This is a genomic window from Rhodococcus sp. NPDC127593 (assembly GCF_042671975.1).
In the GTDB taxonomy this organism is placed as follows: Bacteria; Actinomycetota; Actinomycetes; order Mycobacteriales; family Mycobacteriaceae; genus Rhodococcus_F.
Window position 1 is genome coordinate 177,139 of sequence record NZ_JBHXWI010000014.1, and the last position, 12,134, is coordinate 189,272.

At 62.5% G+C, this 12,134-nt stretch carries 10 protein-coding genes; 7 read left to right on the forward strand and 3 right to left on the reverse strand.

The features are described 5' to 3' along the window. Nucleotides 1-1,152, reverse strand: coding sequence for a hypothetical protein (locus ACFVJ3_RS15855; RefSeq protein WP_378452915.1), 1,152 nt, complete (start codon nucleotides 1,150-1,152; stop codon nucleotides 1-3). A 370-nt stretch (nucleotides 1,153-1,522) separates the two neighbouring features. Between ACFVJ3_RS15855 and ACFVJ3_RS15860 the strand changes: the two genes are divergently transcribed. Both ACFVJ3_RS15860 and ACFVJ3_RS15865 read left to right on the forward strand, forming a co-directional pair. Then, complete coding sequence (locus ACFVJ3_RS15860; RefSeq protein ID WP_378452916.1) at nucleotides 1,523-2,782, forward strand: MFS transporter; 1,260 nt, start codon at nucleotides 1,523-1,525, stop codon at nucleotides 2,780-2,782. Between the two features lie 629 nt (nucleotides 2,783-3,411). Then, nucleotides 3,412-4,641, forward strand: coding sequence for an LLM class flavin-dependent oxidoreductase (locus ACFVJ3_RS15865; protein ID WP_378452917.1), 1,230 nt, complete (start codon nucleotides 3,412-3,414; stop codon nucleotides 4,639-4,641). An 856-nt stretch (nucleotides 4,642-5,497) separates the two neighbouring features. Here ACFVJ3_RS15865 and ACFVJ3_RS15870 read toward each other — a convergent pair. Beyond that, on the reverse strand, nucleotides 5,498-5,818 hold the full coding sequence (locus ACFVJ3_RS15870; RefSeq protein WP_378452927.1) for a hydantoinase/oxoprolinase family protein: 321 nt from the start codon (nucleotides 5,816-5,818) through the stop codon (nucleotides 5,498-5,500). Nucleotides 5,819-6,176: 358 nt separating this feature from the next. After that, nucleotides 6,177-7,085, reverse strand: a complete 909-nt coding sequence (locus tag ACFVJ3_RS15875; protein WP_378452918.1) for a LysR family transcriptional regulator — start codon at nucleotides 7,083-7,085, stop codon at nucleotides 6,177-6,179. 201 nt (nucleotides 7,086-7,286) lie between these two features. On the opposite strand from ACFVJ3_RS15875, the gene ACFVJ3_RS15880 reads away from it, so the two are divergent. The 5 genes from ACFVJ3_RS15880 to ACFVJ3_RS15900 are packed head-to-tail and all read left to right on the forward strand — an operon-like array spanning nucleotide 7,287 to nucleotide 11,839. Beyond that, the gene (locus ACFVJ3_RS15880) at nucleotides 7,287-8,222 is read left to right on the forward strand and encodes an ornithine cyclodeaminase family protein (protein WP_378452919.1); all 936 of its coding nucleotides are present in this window, start codon (nucleotides 7,287-7,289) and stop codon (nucleotides 8,220-8,222) included. After that, complete coding sequence (gene dapA / locus ACFVJ3_RS15885) at nucleotides 8,219-9,148, forward strand: 4-hydroxy-tetrahydrodipicolinate synthase (protein WP_378452920.1); 930 nt, start codon at nucleotides 8,219-8,221, stop codon at nucleotides 9,146-9,148. Before ACFVJ3_RS15880 ends, dapA begins: the two co-directional genes overlap by 4 nt. Further along, nucleotides 9,148-9,984: a fumarylacetoacetate hydrolase family protein gene (locus ACFVJ3_RS15890; protein WP_378452921.1), complete on the forward strand. Its 837-nt coding sequence runs from the start codon at nucleotides 9,148-9,150 to the stop codon at nucleotides 9,982-9,984. Before dapA ends, ACFVJ3_RS15890 begins: the two co-directional genes overlap by 1 nt. After that, nucleotides 9,981-10,259, forward strand: coding sequence for a hypothetical protein (locus tag ACFVJ3_RS15895; protein ID WP_378452928.1), 279 nt, complete (start codon nucleotides 9,981-9,983; stop codon nucleotides 10,257-10,259). The genes ACFVJ3_RS15890 and ACFVJ3_RS15895 overlap by 4 nt, the downstream gene beginning before the upstream one ends. Next, a complete protein-coding gene (locus tag ACFVJ3_RS15900; RefSeq protein ID WP_378452922.1) occupies nucleotides 10,256-11,839 on the forward strand; it encodes an AMP-binding protein in 1,584 nt (527 codons plus the stop codon). Before ACFVJ3_RS15895 ends, ACFVJ3_RS15900 begins: the two co-directional genes overlap by 4 nt. Nucleotides 11,840-12,134 lie beyond the last annotated feature (295 nt).

Consider the following 12,134-nt stretch of genomic DNA (forward strand, 5'->3'; position numbering starts at 1 on the left):
CTATTTGTCTTCGTCGTCCCAGTTCCGGGGCGCGAGATAACCGGTCTGACCAGCTTCGGTTCCCAGGGCGAGAATCGGTCCGTTCAGGTTTTCCTGCCACACAAGCGATTCCATGCCGATATGCAACGGGTGGTCCTGCACCGTGTAAGCGCTCACACCCGTTTCGCTCGGATAGTGGGCGTGCTCTCGCCACGACGGAGCGGACAGCAAGAGATCGCCGGGTTCCCAATCGATCCGTTCGCCGTCGACGATGGAGTACCCCGAACCTTTGACGTGGTAGTTGATGGCGACCGAACTGTGCCGGTGCCCGCGACCTTCGGCGTGGGGTTTGTGGCCTGGTGGGATTTGCGACAGGGTGACGAAGAAGCTACTCGTGGCACCCTGTTTCCGTGCGGTGGACGGGTTGTAGAGCGCCATGATCGTGCGCTCGCCGTCTCCGGGTCGTTGGGACATGAGCGACGACATAGTCGAGTACGGCCAGTGCAAGGGGCGATCGGGGATTGGTTCGATATCGACGAGGAACTCGTACCCTCGTAGTCGAGCGCCTTCCGGTGACACCACATGATCGGGGGCCGAGTGTGTCACTACCGCAACGGGTTCGTCCATGTCGATGGGGCCGTCGACGGGCGTTGTCGCGATCCAGTCGTCTCCGATCGGCTCGTAATAGTGTGTCCCGAGCTGAGCCAGCAACGGCGCGTTCGAGTACGACAAGCGCACCCAGATGTCGTCGCCGTCGTTGTGAAACTGAAACGGCTTCATCGATGGGATCGTGCACACGTCGAGTTCGGCGAGGTGGAGGCTCACGCCGTCCGCGATCGCGTTGCCGTGGTTGCGGATTCCGATGTGCACCTGGGTGGAGTTTCGCCGGATACGCTGGGTTTTCTCGCCGGGAAGCAACACCTCGACGGACACATCGATGCCGGGTGCGAATCCGCGGCGCGTCGACTCCGGATGAACGATGAGCGCCGCCCGTCGCCCGTTGGCAGGCTGCGGCCCGGCTGCAAGCTGGTCCACGACCTTCGCGATCTCATCGCGCGAGACTTTGACCGGTGCCCATGGTGTGGGCAGGTCCAAGTTCGTCCCACTGACGTCGGCTAGGTGGACTCCTGACTCCAAAATAGAGCTGCGGTCGTCTGCTTCTGTGACCGTCATCGATCGATCCTCCTTCTGGTGGCGCGCGTCTCAATCGAGCGCACGTTTCAAGGACGTTAGGCCCGGTGGAGGTATACGTCGAAGACGGATTCAGGGATCGACGCATAAGAAATCCGTTAAGACGTGTCCTTGGAGTCATACGCTTTCGTTGATTAGCCCATGCCGAAATCCGTACTAGGCCTGGTTCGCACCAGCCCGTAGCGTGACCTGGGCCACACGGGCGGTGGCCGACTCCCGGCCCCGTCGCACCGCGAAACTCCGCAAGCGAATCGAGCTACTTGTGCATCCCACGTTTCCCGATCCCGCGCTGACAGCGCCGCGCACCGGGTCTACAGATACATCCACCTCTGCGCCGACGCGTGCAAGGTCGTTGATCAGCGTCTCCCTGGGTAACGGGCTGGAGGGTTACGACTGGGCGGTGTACGCCGTGTTCGCGCCGTTCTTCGCCACGCAGGTATTCGATCCGTCCGACCCGACGTCTGCGCTGCTGTCGACCTTTGTCGTGTTCGGCGCTGGCTTCTTGATCAGGCCGTTCGGAGGTGTTCTGTTCGGATGGTTGGCCGACAAGTTCGGGCGAAAGACCTCGCTTCTCGCGGCGATCGCATGCGCAACAGTGGGGATGTTGCTCATTGCCACCGTCCCGACATACGACGCTGCCGGGCTCGGGGCGGGCGCAATTCTGCTTGTGGCCCGATTGCTTCAAGGCCTGGCCCACACCGGTGAGGTCGCCTCCGCGTACACGTACGTCGCCGAGGTTGCGCCCGCACGGAGGCGTGGGTTGTGGTCTTCGGTCATCTACGTGTCGTTCACCATTGCGATCATCGTCGCAACACTGATGGGCGCTCTCCTGAACAGCGCTCTGTCTTCGGATGCCATGTCGTCTTGGGGGTGGAGAATTCCGTTCGTCGTCGGCTTCGTGCTAGGGATTGTCACCGTTGTCATGCGCCGGCGGATGCCCGAATCCGACGCGTTCACGGCGATGGTCGACACACAGACGACACAGCGCCAGAGCATCGTTTCTGGCCTGTGGAAGTACCGGTCATCGGGGATACGTGTCTTTCTGATCATGGCGTCGCTGTCTGCGCTTTACTACGCCTGGGGTGTGGCCAGCACGACATGGGCGATCAAGGTCGTCGATATCGACGCCACCGAAGCACTCTGGGCGGGCGTCGCCGCCCTGACCGTGAGCATGTTCGTGTTTCCTTGTGCGGGAGCGCTTTCCGATCGAATTGGTCGAAGAGGCAACTTCTTTCTCTTCGGCATCGGAGTCGGAATACTCGCTTATCCAATGGATCAGCTCGCCCGCCAAGGGGTTTTCGGCTTCATGGTTGCGATGACGGTGATGCTCTCGTTGTTCACGCTGGCAGGATCCATTCTGCCGGCGGTTCTGTCCGAACTCTTTCCGACCGAGGTCCGCGCGACCGGAATCGCGCTCCCGTATGCCCTGTCAGCGGTCGTATTCGCCGGAACAACACCGTATCTGCAACAGTGGTTGGCCGAAAACGGTCACCCTCATGCCTTTCCGATCTACCTCTCTGTCGCTGCGGTGCTCGGTGCAGTCGTCATGTATTTCGCGCCAGAAACCAGGGGGACCTCGCTCAACGCGACCGCAGCAGAAAAGCCGCTGTGAAACGTCGGCCCACCGACCGCTCCCAACTGCATTTCAGGTACTTATTTCCATCCGGGAAGACCAACTTCCTCTACTCCGACGAGGCAGCACGCACCCGACCGGAGATGAACAAACGAAACCTCCTCACCCTGGTTCAAACCGCGGAGGCCACGCCGCCGAAGTACTGTCCGAAGACTTCGATGCCATCTGCCGGGTGGCGCCATGAAGAACCTTTGAATCCGTTGCCAATGCTGAGTCGTCGGCGAAGGGGGTAGGGGCGGGCGTGTCATTTAGAGACGCGCCTGACGTCAGCAAGACCCTGGACCGACGGCGCAAGTTTTCAGGTGGACCCGCAGGTCCGTGGCGAGCGTGTCTCGTAGGTTGCCGAAGTCGGGATCAGCGAACACAAATCACGCACGAAACCCCAGCTCCATTCTTGGATCTGTGACCCCAGTACCCATGACAAGCGACTTGAGTCACACGTCTGACCTACTTGATGTGGTCCCATGTTCAGGTCGGTGGTCGAGAAGTAACGGCGTGCTCTCAAGGGCCGTCCGCCGACCAGAAGCCATGGACCTTTGGTGCTCTGCACAAGGCAGCGCGGATTTTTCGCCGCCGCGGCAGCATCTCGAAATACGCAAGGAGTAAGGGTGACCCAAGAAGCAATGAAGTTTGTTCGAGCGCCGCAGTCCCGTACCGCGGGAGAGGTATCGCTCTCGAACGCCACTTCGAGTAAGACGAAGCAACCCACCTCGGAAGTGGCGTCCGTAAATCCCCTGTTTGGCGACAACAAATTGAAGCTCGGTTTGTTCTGTACCAACGGTCACGGCGCGACGCAGACTCTCGCCCCCGACGCACCTGACATTTCGTGGGACCTCTCACGCCGGACCGCCATCGCGGCCGACGAAGCAGGTTTCGAAGCCATCGTTCCCTATGCACGATGGAAGGCCTACGCGGAGAATTCTCCCGGCCACAAGAACGGCACAGTGTTCGACCCCTTCGCTTGGGCTGCCGGGATAGCCTCCATCACCCGGAACATCGGAATCTTCGCTACTTCTCACGCTCCTACTTTGCATCCGATTGTCGCCGCCAAGCAGGCCGCGACCATCGATCACATTTCCGGTGGACGCTTCGCACTGAACGTGGTCGGCGGATGGAATCGTCCGGAGTTAGAAATGTTCGGCGCTCCGATGCGCGAGCACGATGGGCGCTACGAGTACCTTGCCGAGTGGCTGACCGTGCTTCGCCGTCTGTGGACCGAAGACGCCGAGTTCGACCATCACGGCGAATTTTTCGATATCGAACGCGGTACCTCGACTCCCAAGCCACTTCAAAGGGCTGTTCCGATCATGAACGCGGCAGGGTCGCCTCGGGGAATGCGCTTCGCGGCGGAGCACGCCGACTTCTGTTTCGTGATCGTCCAATCGGAGGACCCCGAAGAGATCAGACAGCAGGTCGAGGAATACAAGTCGACTGCTCGTGAGATGTTCGGACGAGACGTCCGCATTTGGACGCATACAGTGGTTGTACAACAGGATACGGATGCCGCCGCCGAGGCGGAGCTCCACAGATTCTCCGTCGAGTACGAGGATGTCGAGAGCGTCGACGCCTGGCTGCGTCTGCTGGAGGTCAACAGCCAACTGCTTCCGCCCGACGTGGCTGCGTCGATGAGGCAACGATTCGCTGCGGGCGCCGGAGGGTTCCCCCTCGTCGGTACCTCTGAGACGATCGCACAGCGGCTTGAGATGTTGAGCAATGCCGGCATCGACGGGGTTCTACTGACGTGGCTGAATTACGACACTGGGCTCGCAAGCTTCGTCCGAGACGTGCTGCCGAAACTGGAGGCGGTTGGCCTTCGTGGATCTGAGCCCTCTGTCTGATCTCGATTTCTCACGGCTTGCCTGCTGCTCTTCGCGATCCGCTAGACGGCCCGTGTCTTGATGAGATCGCGCTTCCACCGGACATCCTTCGAATTGCTGTAAAGAAGGCGCTCTGGGCACCGAACGGCCCCGCCCGCTGTTTGTCGGCGGGCGGGGCCGAAGGTACGAGGGAGCCGACACGAAGTATTCACCCGAGCGGTGCGGTGGCAAATGTCTGGCTGGATCCCAAGGCATGTCCTACCTAGGACGGCCAAAAGCGGGGTCGCCGCGACGGTGCGTTTCGCGCCCAGTTCGGGTAAGGCTGCGTGTGGTCGGACGCTGCACGTCAGCCAGGGAACTGCCAGGATCGGTAGGCGAAACGGGACACAATCGAGGCACCGGTGGAAGGCCATAGCGACGACGCCACTGGTTAGACGCTCTCAGGCAGTGCGGGCTCAGGTGTCCTGTCGGTAGCGGGCAAGTTTGTTGGGGTCGATGTCGACCCCGAGCCCAGCTCCGTTGCGGACGGTCAGTTCGCCGCTGCGGATCTCCAGGGGTCCGGACATGTGTTGGCTTGGGCGATGATTCGCCCTCTCGGGTCGCAGAGCGCGGTGCGCGAGAGGTGTCCCCGCGAGATGACCGGTGTGCTGACGGGGGAGTCGAAGCGGCAGGTGCGAATGCGGCGTTCTCCGGGATCAACGTCGGGAAGCGTCAGTGTCTGGTCAATTGTGATCTTGTTGGGTACGAATCCGCGGACGCGGATGTTGACGATTTCGACCAGATCGTCGGTACCCGATCGGCCGTAGGTCTTGTGGTGCTCGGCGTGGAAGCGCTGCTTGACTTCAGCCAAAAGTGTGTTGTCGATTTTGCCGGCAGGCTAAGGGATTCGGAGATCGAATCGGTGGCCGTGGTATCGCATATCCAAGATGCGATCGATTCGCACGCCTTCATCACCGAGGTGGCTGGTTACGGTTGCAGACAGCTTTTCGAATTCGTCGGCGAACAGGTCCATGGAGAGGTGTTCGGTGCGAAACGGCGTCACGGTCTGATATTCGCTGTCGGCGACAAGGAGACCGAGGCTGCTGAACAGTCCTGTGTGGACGGGGATGATGACGGTCTTGATTCCCAGTTCCCGTGCAAGTGCCGCCCCGTACAGTGGCCCGGCCCCGCGAGGCCACCATGGTCGCCTCGCGGGGATCGCGTCCGCGCTCGCTGGTCGCTTTGACGGCCTTGGTCATGTTGGAAATAGCGACCTCGTAGGCGCCGCGTGCAATCGCGCCGGAGTCGCTGTCAATGCGGTCACTCAGGACGAAGCCACCCGCGCATTCGGCGGTGCAGGATCGGTCTTGCAGCTGATCGGAACCCCGAACAGGTCGCGGAGAAGATCATCTCGCTCAAGCGCACCACGGCGACATCGAATCTGTTGAGCAACTTTCCGCTGTGGAGTCCGCAGGAGCTGGAGTCGTTCTCACCGGTGTTGCCGTATCTGCGGGAAGCGGGAGTCTGGTCACCGCCGCAGGAGCGGACTGGTCGTGGTGAAGTGCATGACCGCGGCGTCACCGGGATCGAAGAGCGTCGCGGATCTCGTCGACGGCCGATTGCTGCAGTGGTGAGAAGAACTTGTCCCGCCGCCACAGCAATGCAATACGCTCGGTGAGTTCGAGGCCGGGAACGGACAACTCCTGTAGTCGGCCCGCAGCGAGGTCGGATTCGACGACGTAGCGCGGGGCGAAGATCGCCCACGCGTTCTCGGCGGCGGCCTGCTTCATCGGTTCGGCATGCCCGAATCTGATGATGAAATTCGGCTCGACGTCGCTGAGCCGGGTGAGCTGTTCCATCAGGTCGCGTTGGTAGATCACCTGCCGCGGCGCTCCGACGAACGGCAGCGCCAATGCCTCGTCTAGGGACAACGCCCTCAACGGGGCGACGAGGCCCGGCCCGGCGCAGAGGGTGATCGGCTCGGTGCGGACGACGTCGGAGGACATAGTGTCCGGGAGGTGCCGCTGATCCCAGGTCACGACGGCGAAGTCCGCCTCACCGGTTTCCACCGCACGCAACGCTTCGTTGGGTTGCGAGCTGGAAAGGGTGATGTCCGCACCGGGCCGGCCACGCTGGAACCGGGACAGAATCGGCGGTAGGAGGTAGCTGCCCACCGCCATGCTCGATGCGATGGACGCGGCACCCCCTCGCCCCGATCCGAGTTCGTCGACGTCGCGCCTGATCTGGGCCGCCGAGGCCAACATTTCCTTCGCCCACTGGTTGGCGCGTTCGCCCGCTTCTGTCAAGAGCATGCGGTTTCCGCGGCGGACGAACAGCTTTGCACCGAGCCATGATTCGAGAGTCCGCAACTGTCCCGAGACGGCCGGCTGGGCGACCATCAGCACTTCCGCGGCTCGCGTGACGCTTCCCTCTTCGACGACGAGCCGGAACACTTCCAGACGTTTGAGCGACAGTTGCGCTTCCATGGTCCCTCTATAAGTAATCGATGATGCGTGTATCGATATCTTGATATTTGCTTTATACCACGGAATCTCTATTGTTAGGTGCATCACAGCCTCGGTGGTATGGATCGCCGATCCGTTCCGCGGGAACGAGGACCACACACCCAGTGCGCACCGATTGCACGGGTGTGTCCGCCCTCGACCACACAACTGGCAAGGAACACGATGAACGTACCGTGGATAACGGAACAGCAAGTACACGAAAGGGTCTCGATCCTCGATGCCATCGAGTCGGTCACCCGATCGATCACCCGTGAAGTCGACGGCACCGCCCGAAACATCCCCAAAACGATGACGACCTGGGAGCCGGCCAGCAGCGCGCACGCCCTCGGCGCCTATGACGAGGGCGCCGGCCTCGTCGCGTTCAAAACCTGGGTCAACACTCCGGCAGGTGCCTCGGCGCTGATGACGCTGTTCGACGCCACTACCGGTACCCCCCGTGCGGTGCTCGAGGCCGGTGCGCTGGGTTCGCTGCGTACTGCGGCGGTCTCCGGGCTGGCGACACGCCTGATGAGTGCCCCCGATGCGTCCGAGCTCGCCCTGATCGGCAGTGGACGGCAGGCATTGGGACAAGTTGCTGCGGTATGTGCAGTTCGACCGATCACCCGGGTACGGGTGTGGAGCCGCTCCGAGAGCAGCCGGACCGGTTTCGCCGCAACGGTGCGCGAAAACCTCGGCATCGACGCCGTCGCCGCGCCCACGCTCGCAGAGGCCGTCGACGGGGCCCCCATCGTCACCCTCATCACCCGAGCGACGGAACCGTTCCTGCCACGAGGACTGTTGTCCCCGGGAACACACCTCAATGCCGTCGGCGCGATCTTGCCGAGCAACGCCGAGTTCGATCCTGCGTTGCTGGCCGACGCCGACCTGACGGTCGTCGACAGCATCGCCAACGCACGTCGATCATCTCGGGAGCTGACCGAGTACTACGGCGAGGACTGGACCCCCGTCAAGACTCTCGGCGACCTTCTCACCGGTGCGGTGGTCCGTCCGCTGCACCCCGCTATGACGATCTTCAAAGGACTCGGGATGGGTCTGGCCGACCTGGCGGTGGCCGCAACGGTGCTCGAGTCGACCAATCACGAAGGAGCACTGGCATGAGATTCCGCACCGACACCGCACTGATCACCGGATCGATCGCACCCTTGATCACCCCGTTCACCGATAGCGGGGCCCTCGACACGGCAAGCCTGCGCCGACTGGTTCAATGGCAAATCGCCGCCGGATCGCACGGCCTGTCGATCGGCGGATCCACCGGGGAGCCGAGCGCACAGACCGTCGCCGAGCGGATCGAGGCGATCGACGTCGTCGCCGACGAGAACAATGATCGTGTTCCCTTCATCGCCGGGACCGGATCGGCCAAGCTGGACGAAACCCTCGAGATCACCGCAGCCGCTCATGCCGCCGGCGCCGATGCGGCCTTGATCATCACCCCCTACTACGCGCGACCCACCCAAGAGGCGCTGTACCGGTGGTACGCCACCATCGCACGGGAGTTCCCGGACCTGCCGATCATCATGTACAACGTTCCCTCGAGAACCGCCGTCGAACTGGACCCCTCCACGGTCGCCCGCCTCTACCGAGACTTCGACAACATCGTCGGTATCAAGGAAACAACGAAGGACTTCGAACACTTCTCCCGGGTGATTCACCAAGCCGGAGAAACCATCTCGGTGTGGTCCGGCATCGAACTGCTCTGCCTGCCCCTGCTGGCACTCGGCGGCGTCGGATTCGTCAGCGCCGTCAGCAACATCGCCCCCCACACCGTCGCGCGAATGTATGAACTGTGGACATCCGGTGATCACGACGGCGCCCGCGCACTTCATTACGCGCTGCACCCGTTGGTGGATCTGCTGTTCGTGGAGACCAATCCGGCACCGGCCAAGTGGGTTCTGCACCAGCAGGGACGGATCACCTCCCCGCACGTGCGGTCCCCGCTCATCACGCCCACATCGACGGGCATCGACCGGATCGAGAGCCTCCTCGGCCAGGCATCGACCATCCTCACCGAAGAAAAGGCGTTCTGATGCGAGTGGCAACGGTCGAACAGGACGGTGATCCGCGGACCGTCATTCTCGACGCAGACGGCCGACCGCGGGACGTGACCGGGCTCACCGGTGTGGTGACCGCAGACGTCGACATCGACAAATTCGCTGCTCTGACCGATCAGGACCTGGGCCGATGCCCGGTGATCGATCTCGACCAGATCACCCGCTGGCTACCGCCGGTCACCGATCCGCGGCGGATCCTCTGCGTCGGTTTCAACTACCACAACCACGCAGTCGAGATGGATAAGGAACCGCCGCAACATCCCACCTTCTTCGTCCGTTTCCCCTCGTCGCTCGTCGGGCACATGGAGCCGGTCGAACGAACGCCGGTATCCGACAGTTTGGACTGGGAGGGCGAGATCGCGATCGTCATCGGCCGCGGCGGCCGCAACATCCGAGCCCACGATGCGGCGCACCACGTCTGGGGTTACACCGCCTTCGCCGACAACAGTGTCCGGGAATTCCAGCTCCACGGAACCCAGGCAACAGCGGGAAAGAACTTCGACCGGTCCGGGTCGGTCGGCCCGTGGCTGGTCACGGCGGACGAGATCGCCGACCCGAAAGCCCTGGAAGTGCACACCTACCTCGGCGACAACCGGGTACAGGCCGGGGTTCTCGCGGATCTGGTATTCGACATTCCCTCGGTCATCGAATATGTCAGCACGTGGACGACGCTGACCCCCGGAGACATCATCGCCACCGGCACGCCGGCCGGGATCGGTTACCGGCAGGATCCGCCCAGATACCTACAGCCCGGGGAAGTGCTGACCATCGACATCCCCGGCGTCACTCGACTCGTCAACCACATCCGCTGACGTACCTCGCCCAAGGCCTCGCCGCCGACGCCCGCTCGTACGCGGTCGGAGCCCACATCCTCAGGGAACTCGGAGTAGGCAGAGTGCGCCTGTTGACCAACAATCCGGCCAAATGCGCGGCGTTGACCACCGACAGGCTCGAAGTCCTCGCCCGCGTCGGGCTCTCGACCAACGCGACCACCGACAATGTCCGTTACCTCCGTACCAAACGCGACCGCATGGGCCATGTACTCGACATCCCCGATGTCACCGACTCGGAAAGAAGCGTGCTGTGACCGCACATCTCGGCGATCAGGTCCTGACACCCCTGAACTTTCTCGAACGCGCGGATGCCATCCACGCCGATCGCACCGCCATGTCTTACCACGACCAGTCGTGGTCGTACGGCGAGTTCGCGGTCACCGCCCGCCGCATGGCCGGCGCCCTCGCGCACCATGGAGTCAAGCCGGGCGACCGTGTCGCGGTCCTGGCCTCGAACACCCCGCTGATGCTGCTCGCGCACTTCGCCGTTCCCTTGGCCGGCGGCGTGCTCGTCACCCTCAACCATCGCCTGGCCGCCCCGGAACTGAAGTACATCGTCCAGCACTCCGGCGCATCGCTGGTCTTGTTCGATAGCGAATTCAGCGCCACCGCAGAATCCTTCAGAATCCGTACACTTGCTGCCGGACAAGTGCTGGACGCGCACGGACCCGAATACGCACGCACGGTCGAGGACGAACGCAGCCTCATCTCACTGAACTACACCAGCGGCACGACCGGCCGGCCCAAGGGCGTGATGTATCACCACCGCGGCGCCTACCTGCAGGCGCTTGCCATGACCCACCACGCCAAACTCGGCCTCGACACCGTTTACCTGTGGACCCTGCCGATGTTCCACTGCAATGGCTGGTGTTTTCCCTGGGCAATCACCGCCGCCACAGGAACACAGGTCTGTCTCGATCGCCCCGACCCCGACACCGTATGGGCCCATCTGCGCAGCGGGGGCATCACCCACTTCAACGCCGCTCCCACCGTCCTCACCAACCTCACTCAACATCGTGAGGCAGACCACGGACCTCTCGGCAGGATCGTCGAGGTAGGAACCGGGGGAGCGCCGCCGTCCCCCACATTGTTGTCCGAATTGACCGCACTCGGCATCCACACCACCCACCTCTACGGTCTCACCGAAACCTTCGGACCTGCCGTGGTGAACGAACCACGCCCCGAATGGAACACCCTCAGCCATACCGATCTCGCCAAAGCAATGGCTGTACAGGGCAACTCCAACATCGTCGGAACAGGAATCAGGGTCCTGGACACCGTCGGCAAGACCGACGACGCCCCGATCGTCGACGTCACCGCTGACGGCACAACTCTCGGGGAAATCGCTGTCCGAGGGAACACCGTCATGCTGGGCTACTACAACGACGACGCAGCGACCGAGGCCGCCCGCATCGGCGAATGGTTCAAGACCGGCGACCTCGGCGTCATGCACCCCGACGGATCGGTGGAAATCCGGGACCGCGCAAAAGACATCGTGATCTCCGGCGGAGAGAACATCGCCACGGTCGAAGTCGAACACGTACTCACATCCCATCCCGCGGTCGCCGAGGCGGCCGTCATCGGCGTCGCCGATTCGAAATGGGGCGAAGTTCCGGTGGCTGTCGTCGCGCTGCGGCCCGGCGCGGACGTGTCCACCGAAGAACTCATCTCCTACACACGTACCCAACTCGCAGGCTTCAAGACACCCAAACAAATCTACTTTCGCGAACTGCCCAAGTCCGGAACGGGGAAGATACTCAAACACGTTCTCCGGGGGCTAATTGCACCGGGAGACGAACAGGTGCTGCAGGTGGATCTGCGGACGAACACCTGAATCTGTTCACAACCGATTCCGCGATGCCGCCCACGTTCGCCAACCAACGGTAAGCAGCGCGGAGTGCGCTCACCCTGCGAGATGCACACCGGACGGTGACCCAGGGGAGCGGACCGGCTGAATTTGCCAGCCGCGATCTCTAGGCCGAAGTTACTGCTATGAGAACGAGCGAACCCCCGGTTGAGCTGGGGGTTCGTGGTTTTCGGTTGTGGTTGTTCTGGCTACCTGACCGTGTGGGGGATGGTGGTGTCGAGGAGTTCGAAGGCCCGTCGTTGGGTGGGCGTGGGGACGGCCA